15 protein-coding genes are annotated in these 22,134 nt (G+C 43.2%); 8 read left to right on the top strand and 7 right to left on the bottom strand.

What is annotated here, in order from left to right; genetic code table 11:
• Positions 1 to 258: 258 nt before the first annotated feature.
• Together BIW53_RS09310 and BIW53_RS09305 are read right to left on the bottom strand one after the other, a co-directional pair.
• Positions 259 to 1,101 (bottom strand): isopenicillin N synthase family dioxygenase, encoded by an 843-nt coding sequence (locus BIW53_RS09310; protein ID WP_070991556.1) that lies wholly within the window; start codon positions 1,099 to 1,101, stop codon positions 259 to 261.
• Between the two features lie 286 nt (positions 1,102 to 1,387).
• The gene (locus tag BIW53_RS09305; RefSeq protein WP_070991555.1) at positions 1,388 to 2,182 is read right to left on the bottom strand and encodes a M48 family metallopeptidase; all 795 of its coding nucleotides are present in this window, start codon (positions 2,180 to 2,182) and stop codon (positions 1,388 to 1,390) included.
• A gap of 178 nt (positions 2,183 to 2,360) precedes the next feature.
• Between BIW53_RS09305 and BIW53_RS09300 the strand changes: the two genes are divergently transcribed.
• Positions 2,361 to 3,551, top strand: coding sequence for a Bcr/CflA family efflux MFS transporter (locus BIW53_RS09300; RefSeq protein ID WP_070991554.1), 1,191 nt, complete (start codon positions 2,361 to 2,363; stop codon positions 3,549 to 3,551).
• A gap of 31 nt (positions 3,552 to 3,582) precedes the next feature.
• On the opposite strand, the gene grpE is transcribed toward BIW53_RS09300, so the two are convergent.
• The gene (grpE, locus tag BIW53_RS09295) at positions 3,583 to 4,185 is read right to left on the bottom strand and encodes a nucleotide exchange factor GrpE (protein ID WP_070991553.1); all 603 of its coding nucleotides are present in this window, start codon (positions 4,183 to 4,185) and stop codon (positions 3,583 to 3,585) included.
• A 58-nt stretch (positions 4,186 to 4,243) separates the two neighbouring features.
• On the bottom strand, positions 4,244 to 5,188 hold the full coding sequence (locus tag BIW53_RS09290; RefSeq protein ID WP_070991552.1) for an HrcA family transcriptional regulator: 945 nt from the start codon (positions 5,186 to 5,188) through the stop codon (positions 4,244 to 4,246).
• Between the two features lie 86 nt (positions 5,189 to 5,274).
• Between BIW53_RS09290 and nadK the strand changes: the two genes are divergently transcribed.
• From nadK to BIW53_RS09270, 4 genes are all read left to right on the top strand, one after another.
• A complete protein-coding gene (gene nadK, locus BIW53_RS09285; protein WP_070991551.1) occupies positions 5,275 to 6,159 on the top strand; it encodes an NAD(+) kinase in 885 nt (294 codons plus the stop codon).
• Between the two features lie 65 nt (positions 6,160 to 6,224).
• The gene (locus BIW53_RS09280) at positions 6,225 to 6,818 is read left to right on the top strand and encodes a hypothetical protein (protein WP_070991646.1); all 594 of its coding nucleotides are present in this window, start codon (positions 6,225 to 6,227) and stop codon (positions 6,816 to 6,818) included.
• A 90-nt stretch (positions 6,819 to 6,908) separates the two neighbouring features.
• Positions 6,909 to 8,582 carry a DNA repair protein RecN gene (recN, locus tag BIW53_RS09275; RefSeq protein WP_070991550.1) on the top strand — a complete coding sequence of 558 codons (1,674 nt, stop codon included), beginning with the start codon at positions 6,909 to 6,911 and terminating at the stop codon, positions 8,580 to 8,582.
• Between the two features lie 206 nt (positions 8,583 to 8,788).
• A complete protein-coding gene (locus BIW53_RS09270; RefSeq protein WP_070991549.1) occupies positions 8,789 to 11,023 on the top strand; it encodes a hypothetical protein in 2,235 nt (744 codons plus the stop codon).
• 89 nt (positions 11,024 to 11,112) lie between these two features.
• On the opposite strand, the gene BIW53_RS09265 is transcribed toward BIW53_RS09270, so the two are convergent.
• From BIW53_RS09265 to BIW53_RS09255, 3 genes are all read right to left on the bottom strand, one after another.
• The gene (locus BIW53_RS09265) at positions 11,113 to 12,528 is read right to left on the bottom strand and encodes an FAD-dependent oxidoreductase (RefSeq protein WP_070991548.1); all 1,416 of its coding nucleotides are present in this window, start codon (positions 12,526 to 12,528) and stop codon (positions 11,113 to 11,115) included.
• Positions 12,529 to 12,536: 8 nt separating this feature from the next.
• The gene (gltB, locus tag BIW53_RS09260; protein ID WP_070991547.1) at positions 12,537 to 16,991 is read right to left on the bottom strand and encodes a glutamate synthase large subunit; all 4,455 of its coding nucleotides are present in this window, start codon (positions 16,989 to 16,991) and stop codon (positions 12,537 to 12,539) included.
• A 524-nt stretch (positions 16,992 to 17,515) separates the two neighbouring features.
• Positions 17,516 to 17,863, bottom strand: coding sequence for a Grx4 family monothiol glutaredoxin (locus BIW53_RS09255; protein WP_070985589.1), 348 nt, complete (start codon positions 17,861 to 17,863; stop codon positions 17,516 to 17,518).
• 240 nt (positions 17,864 to 18,103) lie between these two features.
• Between BIW53_RS09255 and BIW53_RS09250 the strand changes: the two genes are divergently transcribed.
• From BIW53_RS09250 to BIW53_RS09240, 3 genes are all read left to right on the top strand, one after another.
• Positions 18,104 to 18,685, top strand: coding sequence for a Fe-Mn family superoxide dismutase (locus tag BIW53_RS09250; protein ID WP_070991546.1), 582 nt, complete (start codon positions 18,104 to 18,106; stop codon positions 18,683 to 18,685).
• 203 nt (positions 18,686 to 18,888) lie between these two features.
• Positions 18,889 to 20,811, top strand: coding sequence for a PrkA family serine protein kinase (locus BIW53_RS09245; RefSeq protein WP_070991545.1), 1,923 nt, complete (start codon positions 18,889 to 18,891; stop codon positions 20,809 to 20,811).
• Between the two features lie 27 nt (positions 20,812 to 20,838).
• The gene (locus tag BIW53_RS09240) at positions 20,839 to 22,122 is read left to right on the top strand and encodes a YeaH/YhbH family protein (RefSeq protein WP_070991544.1); all 1,284 of its coding nucleotides are present in this window, start codon (positions 20,839 to 20,841) and stop codon (positions 22,120 to 22,122) included.
• Positions 22,123 to 22,134: the final 12 nt, after the last annotated feature.

The raw sequence follows: 22,134 nt of genomic DNA, 5'->3' as shown, positions 1-22,134 counted from the left end.
TCGATTGGAGTTGGCTCAATTTTATAATTATTGCTGAGCATTGAGTCGTGTTGAATTAATGTTACACACAAAATGACAGCGTTGTCATTACTTTTTTGACAAATTTGTTCGACAATGAAAAATTCTAATATTGCACAGAATCATCAGGTTGTCAGCGTAATTTTGATAAGTATATTGATTATATAGAAACAAAGTTCGCGGGTAAGTCTTGTTAACTTATTGAATTACATACAAATAGAGCGGCTATGCCGCTCTGTTCTATTTAACGCCGAGTTCAGCTAACCTTTCCTGAAGGTAGCTATCCGCGGTGTATCGCTCTGATAAAACAACATCAGGGCGAGGGTGTAAAAACAACGGTAAAGAAATGCGAGATTTCGTAGAGGCTTTACCTGTTGGGTTAATTACTCTGTGAATGGTTGATGGGAAATATCCACCAGACGCCTCTTGCAACATATCACCAATATTAATGATTAAAGAACCAAAGTCACAAGGTACATCAAGCCAACCACCCTCTTTAGTTTGCACCTGAAGGCCCGGCTCATTTGCAGCAGGTAATACCGTTAGCAAATTAATATCTCCATGAGCAGCTGCACGAATTGCACCAGGCTCTTCATCGCCCGTCATTGGCGGGTAATGTAATATACGCAGTAACGTTTGCTCAGAATTAGCAATCATGTCTTTCAGGTCAATTGAAAACTTTGCGCGTACATCTTCTGGCGCTTGCTCTTGTACCCAGCTCAATAACTGGGCTGCAAACTCATTAGCTAGTCGGTAATATTCACGAACTTCAGCTTCTAATTGCGCAGGCACGCGACCTTTAGGGTAAACATGAAAGTACTCTTTGATGTCTTTAACAGTAAAGCCTTTTGCAACCTCTGATACATCAGGTGGAAAATAGCCATCTTGAGTTTGTTTGTCGAACAAAAACTCATGCTTTTGCTCAGAGTTGAAAAACTCTTGCCAGTTTTTGTAGATAGACTCAACTAACTGCTGTGGGATTGGGTGGTTTTTCAACACACCAAAGCCTGTATTGCGTAAAGACTCGACAAATTGTGCTGCAGCATCTGGCGCACGATAATCGACCGTAGGTAATTGTTGCATAATGATTCCACTTGATTATTGCATGAGTTCACTCGTAAATAAGCAATCGGTATCTAAACCCGCCTATCTTAGTGTTAGTCCTCTATAGATAACTGGCGAGCATAGATAAATAAGCACCTTCAGATAAGGACTTTTGTCCTCTCTCTCACTGTGTTGCTGCCTATTTTGAGCCAGATCAAATTTCATTTAGGCGCCAGCAACCAAGCAGCTTACTCAATGTGCGCATTAACTATAGCAGTCAATGCGCATTTCATATGATAGTGAACACTTAAAACCAACTAGCAACTTACTTGCACTGTGGCTTTGAACCTGACTGCCAAGCTTGTTGTTTGAGTTCACGCGCTTTAATCATACCCTGCTGTAAATTAGCAATGCGACTTTGTGGTGCTGGGTGTGTAGACATAAATTCGGGAGGACGCTCTTCAGATGCCGCTTCCATATTTTGCCACAAAGCGACCGCACCCTCCGGATCAAAACCCGCCTTGGCCATCAGGTCCAGTCCTATTATATCCGCCTCACTTTCATGCGAGCGGCTAAATGGTAATGCAACGCCAAATTGAGCCCCTAACCCTAACCCTTGCATAATAGCGTCACGGTATTGCACATCACCCATTTGCAATGCAACATTACTCGCCTGTAAACCAAACTGTAGCAAACTGTTTTGCGATACGCGCTCGTTTGCATGTTGCGCAATCACGTGGCCTACTTCATGGCCCATCACCGCTGCGAGTTGATGTTGATTCTTGGCCACCTCTAATAATCCTGTATGAACACCAATTTTGCCACCTGGAAGAGCAAACGCATTAGCGCTTGGTTCTTTGAATACCACTACTTCCCACTGTTGACTTGCATATTCAGCAGGCAATTGGTCAATGAGATGATCAGCAATACATTTCACATAAGCATTAGTCGCCTTGTCCGCTTCGATTGGCTGCTGCTCTTTCATTTGCGAAAAGCTGGCAACACCCATCTCACTCATTTGTTGATCAGAATATAGCGTGATCTGTGTACGCCCAGTCGGTGAGGTTTTGCACCCTGATATAGCTAACGTAATAGCAAAGGCGGTAAGTAATTTCTTCATGCGGTTAATTCCCGTAACATTAAGTTTGCTGGTAGTTTAAAACATCTGATTTGCTACTCAAGTACCAAGTAGAACAAAAGCAAAGTCTTAACCCATATTATTGCCCTCTAACTCAGAATCTCCCCTGAACACGTCTAAATTTGATAGACTTGTTGCAAACTCATCACTTTGGATTCTTGTGCAACACGCTCATTCTCTTGGCCGGTTATTCTTGCCATTATTAGCCAGTATAGTGGCGTTAACACCGCTTGCAGTAGACCTATATCTTCCAGCGATGGTTGCTATCGCAGAACAACTTGACACCTCTTTAGAAAAAGTTCAGGTATCTCTAAGTAGCTACTTAGCCGGCTATGCACTCGGTATGCTGGTTTTTGGCCCACTGGCCGACAGATTTTCGCGCACCCTGTTAGCGCGTTTTGGGCTGTTTGGATTCGCCATCAGCTCTGCACTACTTGCGATGAGCACAAACATTGAGACATTCAATCTGCTTAGGATCATACAAGCTTTTACCGGCGCGGCGGCCACTGTGGTTATACCTGGAATTATTAGACACTTTTATCAGCAAGATACAGCCAAAGGCATGTCTTATGTGTCTATGATAATGATGCTCGCTCCTCTGCTTGCCCCGAGCATCGGCGCAGCCCTTATGCTCATATGGCATTGGAGTGCAATATTTTGGTGTTTAACTTTATACGCGACCGCGGTTCTTATTTTTATTACATTCGCCAACATTGATGTGCCCCGATTTAGCAACGACAAAATTTCCGCTCGTTTCTTTTTTAGAAACTATCAGCAAGTGCTGTCCAACAAGCTATGTCGCATGGATTTACTTACTTCCATGGCGGCATCATTTGCTTTTTTCTGCTTCCTCACTTCGGTGCCTTTTGTCTACCTTGATTATTTCAATGTCTCAGAGCAATTGTTTGGTATTTTATTTGCGCTCAATGTGATGGCGTTAATGTTGGGCAACTTTCTTAATACACGATTAGTTCCAAAACTAGGCTCAAGACGCGTACTCTATATAGGTCTGTTTATTGGTATGATCGCAGGTACCGCTTTAGTAATACAAAGCTCTCTACAGGTCAATGTCTGGATATTTGCAAGTACCATTGCACCATTGATGATGAGCTTAGGTATTATCGCTAGCAACGCGGACGCGTTAATCTTAATCGCCTTTGAACAGCACACAGGTACCGCCACCGCAGTGATTGGCACTTTACGTTTTGGCAGTGGTGCCCTAGTTGGCCCAATTTTAGCCTTCATTGAGCCCAGCACTGCATTGCCCTTTGCCTGCATGATGCTAAGCGCTTTGGTACTATGTTGCATCTATCAGCTTTTGCAAAAATCAGGCATAAAAAAAGCCGAGTAGTTCGGCTTTTCTTTATGTTCCAAAGAGATACTTATTCCGCTTCTTTAGAAACCATAACCATTGCAGGTCGTAATAAACGACCATTTAATGTATAACCCTTCTGCATGACCGCAAGAACGGTGTTTGGTGATACATCATTGCTTGGTTGAATAGACATAGCTTGGTGTAACTCTGGGTTAAACGTTTCACCTTGTGGGTTAACCGTTTCAACACCGAACTTAGCCACTGCGTCAGAGAAGCTCTTCAAGGTCATATCGATACCTTCTAGCACAGGCTTCAAGGTTTCATTCTCTCTGTCAGAGAATTCAATAGCACGCTCTAGATTATCAATCACAGGTAAAAGTTCGTTAGCAAACTTCTCTAACGCAAACTTATGTGCTTTTTCAACATCCTGAGCAGCTCTGCGGCGCATATTCTCAACGTCAGCAGCGGCGCGTACGACACTGTCTTGCTGATCAGCGATAGTCTGCTTGGCAGCTTCTAGCTCAGCATATAAACCCGCAATTTCTTCTTCTGGGCTTAGCTCTGCTTGCGCTTGATCTTGTGCTTGTGTTTCTTCTTGTGTTTGAGCTGCTTGTTCTACTTGTTCAGCAGCTTCTTGTTCATGTTCAGGGGCATTGGTTTGCTCAGACATGTAAGATTTCTCCAATTCTTTACAACTGTGGCTAATTATGGGGATTGAATTTTGAGATTCAAGCCCCTAATGGCGTGATTTGAGAAAATTGTGTAATGATCGCTTCAATCGGTGCATTAGATGGGCAAATTACACAAAATCTGCTCTGGTATTCACCTTTGTGAAAATAGGGGACACTCAAAACAACTGACTGTTTGACATTGAGTGTACTCAACTCAACCCCCAGTACGACCGACAAACCATTTTTAAACGCTAGTTTATCTTCAACCTGGTGTAAAAATGATACGCCAATATTGAGTTCAGCTTCTATGTCCAACCCTTGATATAAATATCTCTCTCCCACAACAATACTATTATCAGTACCAAGTTGGTGGTGAAGTTCTTTTGTCCATTGGGCTAACTGCTCACGGCAGTTTTCAGGAGCGCTGTGCGCCATAGCGCGCATACGGTGCAAGCCTTCGATCAACGTTTGTTGGCTAAATACCGTATTCATCCATGCAGCGAATAGATATCTATGCTGATCGCTGTCATCTCTAGGCTTGTTGATACAAATATTTTGTGACTGCCCCGCCCGGTCAATAAGTAGCACCAACCATGAGCTACTATCAAAAGCTAAGACTTCAACTCGAAATACCAACTGTGAACTTGCTTGTGGCAAACCAACACAACAACAAACATTAAATCTTTGACTCAAGCTGTGAGCAAATTCTACCAATTGATTTTGTTCTGGTTGCCAGTAATTTGCTATCTGTGGGAGTGCAAAATATTCATCCAGCCAGTATTTCAACCCCGAATCTGTGGGTACTCTACCCGCCGATGTGTGAGGCGAATAAAGTAGACCCACCTTTTCTAATCTTGCCATTGCATTGCGAACGGTAGCAGAGCAAACTGCCATGCCTTTTTGCTTCGCTATTTTACTCGAAGCAACAGGATGCCCCTCGCCGTTACAGTATAAGCTCATCACGGCAGAAAAGATTTGTTGGTCGCGTGCTGTTAATTTCATATTATTTATGTAGTGACATCATTTGCCAGTTTCAAGTCCTAACTTTTTAAGTTAGTCTTGCGCTATTATTTTCAAGGATATTCAACATGACGACTCACTTCAAAACCATTGGTTTAATTGGTAAGCCGAGTCATGAAGGCGCGGCGTTGACCTTACAACGCTTATACACCTTTTTGCAAGCACTTGGTTACACCGTATTGGTTGAAGCGCGCGTAGGAGCGCAAATATCTAACATTGATAACAATTCGCTCACAGAACTAGTTGAGTTAGGCAATCAATGTGACTTGGCCATCGTCGTCGGCGGTGATGGTAACATGCTCGGCGCAGCACGTGTGTTAGCACGCTTTGATGTAGCTGTTATAGGTGTCAACAGAGGTAACCTTGGCTTTTTGACAGATTTAAATCCGGATGGATTCGAAGCTAGTCTTGAGGAAGTATTACGTGGTGAGTTTATTTCCGAGTCTCGATTTTTATTAGAAGTTGAAGTGTATCGTCACGCCGAACTAAAAAGCGCAAACCTTGCGGTGAATGAAGCCGTACTTCACGCTGATAAAGTCGCGCACATGATAGAGTTTGAAGCCTTTATTAATGGTGAGTTTGTCTTCTCTCAGCGCTCTGACGGTCTGATAGTTTCAACCCCAACAGGGTCAACCGCGTATTCTCTATCTGGCGGAGGGCCTATTCTGACGCCTCAGCTTAACGCTATGGCTTTGGTGCCAATGTTTCCTCACACGCTTTCAAGTCGCCCCTTGGTCGTTGATGCCAACAACGAAATTAGGCTCAAGCTGAGCCTGGAAAATACAGATAGCCTGCAAGTAAGCTGCGATAGCCATGTGGTGCTTGCCTTGCTCCCTGGCGATGAAGTGGTCATTAAAAAGGCAGATAAAGCACTGCGTTTGATCCATCCAAAATCGTACTCGTACTACAACGTGCTAAGACAAAAATTAAATTGGGGTAGCAGGCTTTACTAATACCTGTAAGATACCGCAAAATACATCAAAATATTTTTCTAATTTAGGAAAGTTAACCCGACATGATCAGTTACATTGTTTTTTTCACACTACTACTTCTTATTACATTGCTTGGAGTGTACGTTGTGATAGAAAATAATCGAAAAAAGGCCCGCGAAGCCGAAAAGAAGATTTTTAACAACCGTTTAAAAGAGATCACTACCAGCTTTAAGCATAAAACAGCAGAGTATGTGGACGCCAAAATACTGCGCCCTAAGTACGCACCAAAAATCAATGCTATTGTCAGTAACTTCTTTGTAGTTCAAGCACACACAGAAGATAACCTGAGCCAGCTTGAAGTAGTCAGTGAGTTATTTACGCGCACTGTAGGTACTGAGTTAGGAAAATGTAGAATCACGGGTAATACAGATTTACTCGCCGAACAACTACAATATTTCGTAGCAGAATTACCTTCTAACGGAATTGCCTACAACAAAGACTTTTACTACGAAATACTTCCAGCGTTAATAACACTTATCAAAACCCCCGATGTCCCTATGGGCATGGAAACAGAAGCAGAATCACAAGAAGGTGATTCTGACGATAACAGTGACAATGAGTTAGGTGAACAAACCAAACAACACATGTTAGATGCAAGGCAGAGGCTAACCACTAGCTAGTGAATATTGTGTTGATTTAATAAAATTCGAGTTGCTTTTAATCAGCATACTGTATAGATTAACAGTATAACCACTGTTTGGATGCACAGTATGCTTATTAACTTAGAAATTAAAAACTTTGCTATTGTAAACGCGCTACAAGTCGAGTGGCGCTCTGGTATGACCGCCATCACCGGTGAAACAGGTGCAGGCAAGTCTATCGCTATAGACGCACTGTCATTGTGTCTGGGTGAGCGAGCTGATGCCACAGCCATTCGTCCCGGTGCGGACAAAACTCAAATAAGCGCACACTTTGATATCTCAGAGTTACCCATCGCAAAACAATTTTTAAGTGAGCATATGCTCAACAACGAAGATCAGGATTGCATTTTACGCCGAGTCATTGGTAAAAATGGCCGCAGCAAGAGCTATATCAACGGCATTGCCGTTACCGCAGGCCAGCTCAGAGAACTAGGCCAACATTTGATCTCTATCCACGGCCAACATGCTCACCAACTGTTACTCAAGCCAGAGCATCAACTTCACCTACTCGACGCCTATGCAGGGCACCATGCTTTGCTCAATGCGGTCAATGCACAATATGTCCACTTTAATAAGCTGCAACGCGAATATAGCGAGCTGCAAAAGCAACAGCAAACGCAAGCTGCAAAGCAACAACTGCTTGAATATCAAGTTGCTGAATTAGATGAATTCGCTTTACAAGAAGGTGAATTTGAAGAAATAGAAACAGAGCATAGCCGTTTAAGTCACAGCCAGACGATATTAGAAACCTGTCAGCGTGAACTTTCACACCTCTATGAAGATGATCAAACCGTACTGAGTCAACTACAACACAGTGCGCAAAAATTTTGCGAACTGGCAAGCTACGACAACCAGCTCAGTTCTATTGCACAAATGCTTGAAGAAGCCGCCGTACAAATAGAAGAAGCTTGTCGAGAAGTTCGCAGCTATGGAGAGAACATTGAGCAAGACCCAATGCGTCTACAAGAGCTGGAGGAGCGCTTGTCAAAAGCCATGGACTTGGCACGTAAACATACGATTAAGCCAAACGAGCTATTTGCCTTACATCAACAGCTAAAACTAGAGCTAAACGAAATCAGCTCAGACTCAGAACGTTTAGATGCTTTGGAGCAAGAGATTGCCGATGCCATACATGCCTACAACATTGCCGCAAAAGGGCTAAGTGAAAGTAGACAAACAGCAGCCGGGCAGCTCAATGAACTGATCTCAAAAAGCATGGCTTCTCTTGCAATGGAAAATGGCCGTTTTGCCATTGAGCTGACGCAAAAGCCACAACAAAAGCCCGCTGCCAATGGTTTTGATGACATTGAATTCTTAGTCTCAACCAACCCCGGCCAACCATTGCAGCCGCTAGGTAAAGTTGCCTCTGGGGGGGAGCTTTCACGTATTAGCTTAGCTATTCAAGTTATTATCGCGCAGCGTGTTACTATACCTACACTCATATTTGATGAAGTAGACGTAGGTATTTCTGGCCCTACTGCATCGCAAGTGGGTAAGTTGCTCAGACAATTAGGTCAATCAACCCAAGTTATTTGTGTGACGCACCTACCTCAAGTCGCATGTAGTGGTCATCAACAGTTTTTTGTCGCCAAAGTTGTTGAAAATGGTGAAACCTTCACCTCAATGAGGCCACTTGAACATGAAATGCGTATTGAAGAAATAGCCCGCCTGATTGGTGGTGACAAAATTAGTGCCACCACCAAAGCCAGTGCACAAGAACTACTAGCAGTGCAAAGAGCTTAAGTTTTAAAAGTAAGTAAGACTGACCTCTCGGTCAGTCTTACATCTGGTTTAGCATATTTAATCGCATCTTCCACCTTGTAATTGCTTAGTATTTTCCCCTCACGTATTTACATTGGGTACATGTTATATGATACTACCCACGTTATTTCGAATGACGCAACAATTCAAAATCACTGCAGTAATATCAATGACAAGGGACTAATATTTTGAAAAGATTTCTCATCTTACCAGTTTTATTTTCATTCAATACATGGGCAATAAACTCCGATCCTCATTCAGATATATTTAACGTCTACAAATACTTAAAAGATAAAGAAGGCAACTGTATTACACAAGAGCCTTTAAGTAAGGCTAGATGTATCGCGAAGGCCCGCAATACTGTAACTCAATTCAAAACGGGTTACGGGTATATTGGCCATGTATTTGGCTTAAAGGGAACTCAAAATGACCACGTTAATAAAGTACATTCTAGCGGGTTAGATCTAGACTTAGACGGTTTGAAAGATCCCATAACTAAATATAGTGGTCCAGTTTCAACTTATACAGCCAAACATTACCCTATAGCTGTGAAGCACAATCACTTTACGTATTTTGTATATTCTGGCCCCGTTATTTTAGATAACGGCAACCTAAACAACTTAACCGACTTAGAAGTTGCCACGGCTTCAGTTGTGAATCCCTACTCAATGGGAGATATAAATGGCAGCATCAACAAAGAGGCTGGCGCTAATCAAGGGGTTTCACCATTTGGACGCCACAAATACTCAAATGGGCAGTACCTTCCTGATAATTCAGGATGCTTCTTCAATGTAGGTGCCTATTTAAGTGCCCTAGATAGCAACGATCCTAATGTTGACACCAAAGAATACGATAGAGAATTCAGGGATCACAGAGCTTTAAAGTTTGACCCTGATAGAAACTATCTCTGTAATAAAACCAATACAATTGGGGTCTATGTTGGTAAATACAACCACACTACAAAAAAAGTAAGTAGACCAGTATTAGTGCACGCAAAATATACCGATGATCCGCATGATAATGCTGTTATCAATGTCGACAACAACGGGCATGTAGTTGTGCTAGTTGCTGGAAGGGGCCCTCGCCGTGGTTCATTTGTTTTCAGAACATCCGTTGCGGGAGATTTATCAACTTTCAAAGATGTCACACCTGAAAGCATTGATTATGCCGCCATATTCGATAAAACGGCACACGCTGCAGGTCTAGATAAAACAGCTACACTCTTTGAAGCAGACAGTGAACAATTCAGAGGTATGGCCTACCCCAAATTATTTTCACTACCCGATAATGACGGCACAATGAGAGTGATTTACACCGTTTACTGTAAAGGTAGACAAGGAGATCAGTTACCTATCAACGCGAATTCAACCTGCACCAACACCAAAGGCGGCGGACAATCAAGGCAGCTTCATACAGCGACAATGACCTATGATAAAACCATAGGGAAAATGGTCATTGATATAAAGAAACATCAGGTACTGGCTGCACTTGGAGGCCATTACGCCATTGCTAAAGCCAAAGGCAACGAAATACATTTAGCATTCAATGCACACCTTGATGCCAATACAGATAACCGCGTTAATCTTTATCATATGTTTTCAACCGATGGTGGAAAATCTTGGAAATACTTAGACAAATACGGTTATGAACGAGACATTGTGACACCGATAGTCAGCAAAACGGAAATAGACAAACTAGCCGTTATCCAAGACAGAGACCTGTCTGATTTTACCTCTACAGTAACAGCACGTACATTCGTTAAAGATATTGATTTCAAGAGAGAAAACAATACTCTTCAAGTATATGCCCTAACAGTTCGCTCGTGCGTTAACAATAGCAGTATCGCCTGCACTAACGGCCAGGGTTACTTGCCAACGACCGAATCGATTCATAGCCTGTATCGTAGCTATTGGAATGGAAGGCGTTGGGCTAATTTAAAGCTAACGGACAGTGTCGACCATAACTACTCCACCGGTATGGTAAGCAATGTTAAAGACCAAGGTATATTTCAAGTTTTCTATCCTAAAACCCAAGAAAGCTACAATAATGCACTAGCAGGTGGAGGAGTCGCGATGTATAGAGAAGTGATAACTCCAGAGAGACACTCAATAGGACATTTCGATTTGGCGCCAGTTACTCGTAAGCCAAAAACCAAGCAATACTATAAAAACCTATGTGAGTTTAACTATATTCGTAGTGTTTTAAATGGCAGTGACGATATTGTGGGAATTATGTCTGCATCTAATCCACAGCGATTCGAGCCTTCTAAAGTGAACTCTTCAATGCCTGCGTCACCATTATTCTTGTTATCGAGTACGGGACGAATCTTCCGCTTGCCGATGTTCATCGATCCAAACGACGAGGAAGCGAGCCTTCGTGAAGAAGACGGAGATTTAGGGATCAGTTGTAACGTACAACTGTAAAACTTATCAACAGCAACCACAAAAAAAGCCCGCTTTTGCGGGCTTGATGGTCTTACTACTTAGTTTGAATCATAAAAACTTTGCTTGGCTTAAACACCCAAATAATCCATGATGCCCTCGGCGGCATTACGACCTTCAAAAATAGCTGTCACTACCAGATCTGACCCTCTTACAGCATCGCCACCCGCAAATATTTTTGGGTTACTGGTTTGATGGGTAAATTGCCCTTTTTCTGGTGCTTCAATGCCACCCCAGTGGTTAATCTCAACATCATATTGCGCTAACCAATCTAAGCTATGTGGTTTAAACCCAAATGCCATCAACACCGCATCAGCGTCCAACACATGTTCAGAGCCTGGTACTTCTTCTGCTCTTCGGCGACCATTTTCATCCGCTTCACCGAGCTGAGTTTGTACCATCTCCACACCCTTAACATGGCCCATTTCATCCACCACAATGCCTTTTGGTTGCAGGTTGAACCTGAACTCAACGCCTTCTTCTTTAGCATTTTTCACCTCGCGGCGTGAGCCTGGCATATTCTCTTCGTCACGGCGATACGCACACACAACTGAGGTAGCGTTTTGACGAATAGATGTACGTACACAGTCCATGGCCGTGTCACCACCACCAAGTACTACAACCTTTTTACCCGCCATGTCGATAAATGGTTGCTGTGACTCGTCGTATCCCATCACTCGGTTTGTATTACCAATCAAAAATGGCAACGCATCGTAAACACCTGGTGCATCTTCATTTGCCAGTCCACCTCGCATGCTCTGATAGGTACCGACACCAACAAATACCGCATCATACTGAGATAGCAACTCATCCATACTGATGTCTTTACCCACTTCAGTATTGAGCTGAAATTCAACACCCATTTCGGTAAAAATTTCACGACGCTTTTGCATCACCGACTTTTCTAACTTGAATGAAGGAATACCGAATGTGAGCAGTCCGCCAATTTCAGGGTTGCGGTCAAACACAACAGGCTTCACACCATTGCGAACTAAAATGTCCGCACACCCTAACCCTGCGGGACCCGCACCGATAATCGCTACTTTTTTATCGCTCCAAACCACATACGACATGTCGGGCTTCCAACCCTGTGCAAATGCCGTATCGGTGATGTACTTTTCAATATTACCGATTGTCACGGCTCCAAATTCATCATTTAGAGTACAGGCTCCCTCACACAGTCTGTCTTGTGGACAAACACGACCACAAACCTCAGGCAAACTATTGGTGCGGTGAGACAACTCAGCGGCTTCAAATATGCGCCCAGTTCTGATCAGCTTTAACCACTGTGGAATGTAGTTATGTACTGGACATTTCCACTCACAATAAGGGTTACCACAATCGAGACATCGGTCTGACTGCGAATTTACCTGACTGGTAGAAAAAGGCTCATAAATCTCTACAAAAGATTGCTTACGCGTTGAAATTGGCTTCTTGCGCGGGTCAACCCTTTGTACGTCAATAAATTGATAAACGTTTTCGCTCATACTTCCCCCTATTGAGCCTGCACACGAAGCTCAGCGCTACTACGCGCCCTGTGCCCTAATAGGCTTTTTACATCGCTCGATTTTGGCTTTACCAACTTGAACATCGGTAAGTACAAATCAAAGTTGGCTAACACCTGCTCTGCTCTTGATGAACACGTTAATTCAAGGTGCTCTGCAATAAGACCTCGTAAATGCTCCTGATGGGATGGCAGCTGTGTCAGCTCAACAATTTCAACTAGCTCAGGGTTGATACGTTTAGCAAAGTCATTACCTTCATCTAAAACATATGCAAACCCTCCTGTCATGCCTGCGCCGAAGTTAACACCCACAGCACCTAAAATACACACAACACCACCTGTCATATATTCACAGCCATTATCGCCCACCCCTTCTACAACGGCTTGCACTCCGGAGTTGCGAACGGCAAAACGCTCTCCCGCACGACCCGCAGCAAACAATTTTCCTCCGGTCGCTCCGTATAAGCAGGTATTGCCCATGATAGTAGCTTGATGGCTGGCAAAGCTTGACCCCATAGGTGGCCTAATAACCAATTTCCCGCCAGCCATGCCTTTACCGACATAATCATTTGCATCACCCACCAGAGTCATTTCTAAGCCTCCAGCATTCCACACACCAAATGACTGACCTGCAGTACCATGCAATTCGATAGCAACGGGGTCCGCAGCCATTCCCTGATTACCGTGTTTAGAGGCTATATAGCCCGACAACATGGCACCCACAGAGCGGTCTGTATTACCGATGCGGTTAACCAAAGAAATTCCAGTTTTGCCATCTATAGCCTGTTTTGCTTTATCCAGTAATAGTTCATTCAACTCGCCTTGGTAATGGGAAGTATTAGCTGTACTACAATAAAGTGTTTCACCAGATGGGTTATTTGGCTTAGCAAGCAAACCCGACAGATCTAATTTATTCTGCTTTGCAGTACGGCCCTCTATCATTTCCAACAGATCCGTACGGCCAATTAAATCAACCAAGCGTGTGACACCCAGCGCAGCCATTAGCTCACGTGCCTCTTGCGCAATGAACTTAAAGTAGTTCATCGCCATTTCCGGCAGACCGTGATAATGCTTTTGACGCAGCGTTTCATCTTGTGTCGCAACCCCAGTTGCACAATTGTTTAGATGACAAATACGCAAATACTTGCATCCGAGCGCAACCATTGGCCCCGTACCGAAACCAAAGCTCTCCGCCCCTAAAATTGCGGCTTTGATGATGTCTAAACCAGTTTTCAAACCACCGTCAGTTTGCAAACGAATACGATGGCGTAAACCATTTTCAACTAAGGCTTGCTGAGTTTCGACCAATCCCAGTTCCCACGGACTGCCCGCATACTTAACTGAAGTTAGTGGGCTTGCCCCCGTGCCGCCATCATAGCCTGCGATGGTTATCAGATCGGCATATGCCTTTGCAACTCCAGTGGCTATCGTGCCAACCCCTGGCTCCGACACTAACTTAACCGAAATTAAGGCATTTGGATTAACCTGCTTTAAGTCAAAAATAAGCTGTGCTAAATCTTCAATTGAGTAAATATCATGATGTGGTGGCGGTGAAATCAAGGTCACACCAGGCACTGAATAGCGTAGTTTGGCGATATACGGCGTGACTTTCTCTCCCGGTAACTGCCCCCCTTCACCCGGTTTAGCACCTTGTGCGACTTTGATTTGGATAACATCAGCACTTTGTAAATAGTGTGGCGTTACACCAAAACGGCCAGAAGCAACCTGTTTAATTCGCGAGTTTTTCTCTGTGCCAAAGCGTAACTTATCTTCACCACCTTCACCTGAGTTCGAAAATCCACCCAAACGGTTCATAGCAATTGCTAATGCTTCATGCGCTTCAGGAGACAAGGCGCCAATACTCATAGCTGCGGAATCAAAGCGCTTATAAAGCTCCGTGGCGGGCTCTACATCATCAATGCTAATAGGTGTCTGAGTTTTTAGCCCTAGTAGATCACGTAAATTTGTCACGGGACGATTATTTACCAGTTGGGCGTACTTTATATAATCTTCATAACGGCCCGAACGTACCGCCACCTGCAGGCTTTGCACAACATCGGGGTTGTACGCGTGATATTCACCACCGTGAACATATTTTAGTAATCCGCCATGACTTAACAACTTGCGCTTACTAAACGCGAGCTTGTGTAATTTTGCTTGTTCCTCAGAGAAATCCTCAAAGCATGCACCCTGAATTCGATTTGCTACTCCTTTAAAGCAAAGTTCTACAACATTGTCCGACAATCCTACTGCCTCAAATAGCATTGAACAGCGATATGACGCTATGGTACTGATGCCCATCTTCGACATGATCTTGTACAACCCTTTGTTGATAGCATTTCGATAGGCCAACGTAACTTCTCGATAGGTTTTTTTAATCACACCCGAGTCACACATAGCAACCAAAGATTCATATGCCAAGTATGGATATATCGCAGTAGCGCCAAAGCCAAGTAACACCGCAAACTGATGCGGGTCTCTTGCACTACCAGTTTCAACAATTATGTTTGAGTCGCAACGCAGATTCATATTCACTAATCTTTGCTGTACCGCTCCCACAGCCATCGCCGCAGGCACAGGGAGAGTGTTTTCATTAATATCTCGGTCACTCAGTACCACCATCACGCAGCCAGCTTGAGCTTTTTGCTGAGCCTCATCGCAGATCCGCATAACAGCATTGTGTAGCCCTTCCTCAAGCGTATACTGTAAGGACACTTTACAAATAGAATAGTGTTCGTCATCCGCATTGCGCAGCTGCTGCATGTCAGAATAAGATAATACGGGTGAATCGAACTGCAAACGCTTAGCGTGACCGGTCGTTTCATTAAATACATTTTGCTCTCGACCAATACAAGTGGCCAATGACATAACGTGATTTTCACGCAATGGATCTATTGGAGGGTTGGTAACTTGCGCAAACTTTTGACGGAAATAGTCGAACAATGAACGGTAACCCTCAGATAAAACAGCAAAGGGGGTATCATCTCCCATGGAGCCCGTAGCTTCTTGACCATTCTGACCCATTACCCGAAGTACCTGATCTAGCTCCTCATTGCTATAACCGAATAACTTCTGATATGTCAGTAGAGCTTGGTCATCTATATCTCGACCGCCGGCCTGTTGTTCATCCAACTGCTCAAATGGTGTCAGCCGCTTTACATTTTGCTCAAGCCAAGCTTTATATGGGTGGCGAGCCTTGAGGTCTTGATCAATTTCATCCGATTGCCAAATTTTTCCATGCAGGGTGTCTATCACTAATAGCTCACCTGGGCCAACACGGCCTTTATCGATAACTTCGTCCGCTGCATAGTCCCAAATACCAACCTCAGAAGCGAGGGTGATAAAACCATCTTGTGTAAGCACATAACGTGCGGGTCGTAAGCCATTTCTATCTAGGTTACACGCAGCAAAACGCCCATCTGACATAACAATACCGGCAGGTCCATCCCATGGTTCCATATGCATTGAGTTAAAGTCATAGAATGCTCTCAAGTCTTCGTCCATCGCACGGTTTTGCTGCCATGCAGGTGGAACCAGCATACGCATTGCTCGAAATAAATCCATTCCGCCAGCTAGGAATAACTCCAGCATATTATCTAAACTGGACGAATCAGAACCTTCTTCATTAACAAATGGAGCTGCTGTATGTAAGTCGGGCAACAACGGTGAAGAAAACTTATAGGCACGCGCTCTTGCCCATTGACGATTACCCGTGATGGTATTTATTTCACCATTATGAGCCAAATATCTAAAAGGCTGAGCCAACGGCCAACGTGGTTGTGTATTCGTTGAAAACCGCTGATGGAAAACGCAAATCGCACTAGTCATTCGCATATCAGCCAAATCAAGATAAAAGTTTGGCAAATCTGCGGGCATCATTAGCCCTTTGTACACAGTTACCAGCCCAGAAAGGCTCGATATGTAAAACTGTTTATCCTCGCTTAAGCGTTTCTCAATGCGACGTCTGGCTATGTACAAGCGACGCTCAAGATCTTTTGGTCGCCACCCTTCCGGCGCACTTACAAATACTTGCTCAAATTTAGGCAACTGTTTTAATGCTATTGGACCTAACATAGACGGATCGGTTGGCACTTCTCGCCAACCTACCAGCGTCAAAGTTTCTTTTTCTAATTCTTCATTAACAACCTTTCGCGCAGCTTGGGCCAGCTCACTATCAGTGTTTAAGAACATCATACCAACCGCGTAGTTCTTCCCTAGTCGCCATTTTTGCTCTGCAGCAATAGCACGAAAGAAACTATCTGGTTTTTGTAATAATAATCCGCAGCCATCACCTGTTTTACCATCGGATGCAATACCTCCACGGTGCTGCATTCGGTCTAGGCCAATGATTGCCGTGCGAATGAGTTTGTGGCTCGCTTGACCATTGATATGAGCTATCAAGCCAAAGCCACAGTTATCTTTTTCTAGTGCCGAGTCATATAACATGGACTCCTCCCCTTGCTACAACTGCCATTGGTTACACTTCTAACGAGATTTTTTGACAGATATTCAAAACTAGCGAGGTTTTAAATTGGAGTCAACACAATTATGAATACATATTCACTAACATGAATATTTCTCATTGGTATGACAAATTAACCGAAAGTGAAATATTTGAGTTTAAATCATAAAAAAAGGCTAAAAAAAGACCATGACACCAGTGTCATTTTAAATTAAAAGTTAACAAATAGATTCAAAAAGACCAGTTTACGTAAACGTAAACCAACTAAATAATGAATAATTATTCATCAACATCTTAATTACCAAGCGCCTTTTAAGAAATGCTCTGCATATTATTCAACGGTCTTAATAGTTACGCTAAGTTGATTCGGTCTATGTAGGAAGGTTTGAGGAAGAAGTGGTTAACGTTAACGTCAACTTTCATTTTGCACTTAATATGTGTCCTGAGACTGGGCACAAAAAAGCCCAACTAAAGCTGGGCTCAAATAAAGTATTTTTACTGACGATGTTTACTCAGCAGAGCTAGACTCTTCGGTCTTGTATTTTGCAGCTGTTTCTTGGATTAGTGGCTGTAACTCACCACGTTGAAACATTTCAATGATAATATCACAGCCACCGATCAACTCGCCTTCAACCCATAGTTGTGGAAAGGTCGGCCAATTAGCGTAATGTGGTAATTCAGCGCGGATATCTGGGTTAAGAAGAATATCAACATACGCAAATTGCTCGCCGCATGCCATTAATGCTTGCGCAGCTTGTGACGAAAAACCACAGTTAGGTAATTTTGGAGAGCCTTTCATATAAAGAAGAATCGGGTTTTCAGAAATTTGCTGTTTAATTTTATCAATGGTTTCCATCTTTAACCTCAAAGTGACGATAGCGTTTGGTCCGTGATAGTAAAGCGAGCTTGAAATATCACCAATAAGACCATATTTACGATTAGTATTAAGGCAACGCCATTGCTGTTTGCCAAAACTTGAGTAAAATACTCGGGAATTATAGTATCACTATAATGCCAATTCGTATAGAACAGAGCAATTATCTAAGCTATGTTTGGTACTGCGATTTGGCATTCAAACAACAAAATGGAGATTAACATGGCATTTGAACTACCGTCACTACCTTATGCAATCGATGCGCTTGAGCCTCACATTTCACAAGAGACTTTAGAGTTTCACCACGGTAAGCACCACAACACTTATGTTGTTAAGCTAAATGGCTTAGTTGAAGGCACTGAATTCGCGAACAAAACTTTAGAAGAAGTGGTATGTAGTTCAGAAGGTGGAGTATTCAACAACGCTGCGCAGATCTGGAACCACACATTCTACTGGCACAGCCTATCACCAAATGGTGGTGGTGAGCCTACTGGTAAAGTTGCAGAGCTAATCAACGCTAAATGGGGCTCATTTGCAGCGTTCCAAGAAGCTTTCAATGACAAAGCTGTTAACAACTTCGGTTCAAGCTGGACTTGGTTAGTACAACTTGCAGATGGTTCACTTGATATCGTGAACACTTCAAACGCTGCAACACCTCTTACTGAAGCTGGTGTTACACCAATCCTAACCGTAGACCTTTGGGAACACGCTTATTATATCGACTATCGCAATGTTCGCCCTGACTATTTAAAAGGATTCTGGGCATTAGTTAACTGGGAATTTGCTAACAGCAACCTAGCTTAACAATTGCGACTAATACGGCAATAGAATTATTGCAATAAAAGGCACTGTCAGTGCCTTTTTTTATTTCCTCCTCTGCCGCACACAAATGCATTAAATATTTGGAATTTTTAGGCAAATTTCAAATATCAAGACTAAGCTTAAGGTAACCTTTTCCTTTGTAGATAAAACAGCTTTTTTATGTAAGCAGGTTACTGGAGGTCGTTATGACGATATTTGAACACTACCAAGCCAGATATGAAGCAGCACAAGAAGAAGAGTACAGTATCGCCGAATTTCTTGAGATCTGTAAAGAAGATAAGTCGGCCTATGCAAGTGCTCCAGAACGCCTATTAATGGCAATTGGTCAGCCTGAAATGATCGACACTGCAAGTGATGCGCGCCTTAGCCGGATTTTCTCTAACCGCGTGATTGCACGCTATCCTGCTTTTAGCGAATTCTACGGAATGGAAGATGCGATAGAGCAAATTGTGTCGTACTTAAAACACGCCGCACAAGGGCTTGAAGAATGCAAACAGGTTCTCTATTTACTTGGTCCGGTTGGCGGCGGTAAGTCATCCATTGCTGAAAAGCTAAAATACTTGATGCAACAAGTCCCAATTTACGCAATCAAAGGCTCTCCTGTAAACGATCATCCCCTCTCCCTATTTAACCCAATTGAAGACGCAGAATTACTCGAAAAAGAATACGGTATTAAACCCCGCTACTTAAAAACAGTGATGTCACCGTGGGCAGCAAAGAGACTGCATGAGTTTAACGGCGATATTAGCAAGTTCAAAGTAGTTAAGCGCTATCCATCTATTTTGGACCAAATAGCCATCGCCAAAACTGAGCCTGGGGATGAAAATAATCAGGATATATCAGCCTTAGTTGGTAAAGTGGATATTAGAAAACTCGAGCACTATGCTCAAAATGACCCAGATGCCTACTCATACTCCGGTGCTTTATGTCTTGCAAACCAAGGCTTGATGGAGTTTGTAGAGATGTTTAAAGCCCCCATCAAGGTGTTGCACCCATTGTTAACCGCCACTCAAGAAGGTAATTACAATGGTACCGAAGGGATTTCGGCGCTGCCTTTCAGTGGTATGATTTTGGCGCACTCCAACGAATCTGAATGGCAAACTTTCAAAAATAACAAAAATAACGAGGCATTTTTAGACCGGGTTTATATTGTTAAAGTACCTTACTGCCTGCGCGTTTCTGAGGAAGTTAAGATTTATAACAAGCTCATTGAAAATAGTGAACTTGCTCTTGCGCCATGTGCCCCAGGCACATTAGAGACCCTAGCAAAGTTTGTTTCACTATCACGTATTAAGGAACCAGAAAACTCAAGTATCTACTCAAAAATGAGAGTGTACGACGGAGAGAGCTTGAAAGACACTGACCCTAAAGCTAAGTCATATCAGGAGTACCGGGACTATGCGGGAGTTGATGAAGGCATGACTGGGCTATCGACCCGTTTTGCTTTTAAGATCCTATCTCGTGTATTCAACTTTGACCATGCAGAAGTTGCAGCAAACCCTGTACATTTGTTTTATGTACTGGAACAGCAAATCGAACGTGAACAATTTAGTGCAGAAATTCAAGAGCGTTATTTAAGCCACCTCAAAGGCTATTTGATCCCTCAATATGTTGAGTTTATAGGTAAAGAACTACAAACGGCTTACTTAGAATCTTATTCAGAGTATGGACAAAACATTTTCGACCGCTATGTAACCTATGCCGATTTCTGGATCCAAGACCAAGAATATAGAGATCCCGATACAGGCCAGCTGTTCGATAGAGCAGCGTTAAATGCTGAGCTTGAGAAAATCGAGAAGCCCGCTGGAATTTCTAATCCTAAAGACTTCCGTAATGAGATCGTGAACTTTGTACTGCGCGCAAGAGCACACCACAATGGTCAAAACCCTGTATGGACTAGCTATGAAAAGCTACGTACGGTTATCGAGAAGAAAATGTTCTCCAACACTGAAGAACTACTTCCTGTTATTTCGTTCAATGCTAAGACCTCAGCTGAAGACCAGAAAAAACATGAAGATTTTGTAAACCGTATGGTTGAAAAAGGGTATACCCAGAAGCAAGTACGATTACTCTCTGAATGGTATCTAAGAGTTAGGAAATCACAGTAAGACGATTAGACACTGAGAGGGTGATTTATGGCGCATTTTATAGACCGTCGCCTGAACGGTAAAAACAAGAGTACTCTAAACCGACAACGTTTCATTAGGCGTTATAAAAAACAAATTAAAGAGGCAGTGTCGGATGCTATCAACAAACGCAGTGTCACTGATACTAGTAGCGGTGAGAGTATCTCTATTCCGCAACGAGACATCAGCGAGCCTGTATTTCATCAAGGTAAAGGTGGAGACCGAGAACGGATCCACCCAGGCAATGACCAGTTTAGCACTGGGGACAAGATCCAACGTCCCCCTTCAGGCCAAGGTGGAGGAGCAGGCCCTGGAGACGCAAGCGATCAGGGGGAAGGCGAAGACGATTTTGTCTTTTCTATTTCAAAAGATGAATATCTAGACCTGCTTTTTGAAGATTTAGAGCTTCCAAATTTAAAACAAAGCCAGCTAGATAAATTAGTGCAGATGAAAACGCACCGTGCTGGATTCTGTAATGATGGGATGCCCAGTAACTTAGATATAGTGCGCTCACTGCGTGGCTCACTCGCGCGTCGAGTGGCTATGTCGGCAAGCAAACGTAGACGTTTGACTGAGGCTGAAGAAGAGCTACAGGCGCTACTTAACGAGCCTGTTCCTCCTCATCAGAAAATTACCGAGCTAGAAGCGGAAATTGCCGAGTTAAAACAAAAAATCGCAGCGGTGCCTTTTATAGACAACTACGATTTACGTTTTAGAAATTATGAAAAGCGCCCGCACCCAACAAGCAAGGCGGTGATGTTTTGTTTGATGGACGTGTCTGGCTCGATGGATCAAGCAACAAAAGACATGGCAAAGCGTTTTTACATTTTGCTATATCAGTTCCTTACTCGTACTTACAAAGACATTGAAGTGGTGTACATCAGACATCATACACAAGCTAAAGAAGTCGATGAACAGGAGTTTTTCTATTCACAAGAAACTGGTGGAACAATTGTCTCTAGTGCCTTGAAGTTGATGGACGAAATAGTCAAAGAGCGCTACTCACAAGGTGACTGGAATATCTATGCTGCACAAGCTTCGGATGGTGATAACTGGGCGGACGACTCTCCGCATTGTACGGATATCATGACCAATAAATTACTCAAAGTTGTGAGGTATTATGCCTATATTGAGATCACTACCCGAGCACATCAAAGCTTATGGAGAGAGTATCAAGCAATTGCTAATACTCATGATAACTTTGCCATGCAGCACATTCGTACAGTGGAGGATATTTATCCCATCTTTAGAGAGCTGTTCAAGAAAAACCGTCAACAACAAGGCGCAGCTTAGCCACATTGGAGG

The organism is Pseudoalteromonas byunsanensis (assembly GCF_001854475.1).
Lineage (GTDB): Bacteria > Pseudomonadota > Gammaproteobacteria > Enterobacterales > Alteromonadaceae > Pseudoalteromonas > Pseudoalteromonas byunsanensis.
This window is presented reverse-complemented; position numbering and strand designations above follow the sequence as displayed.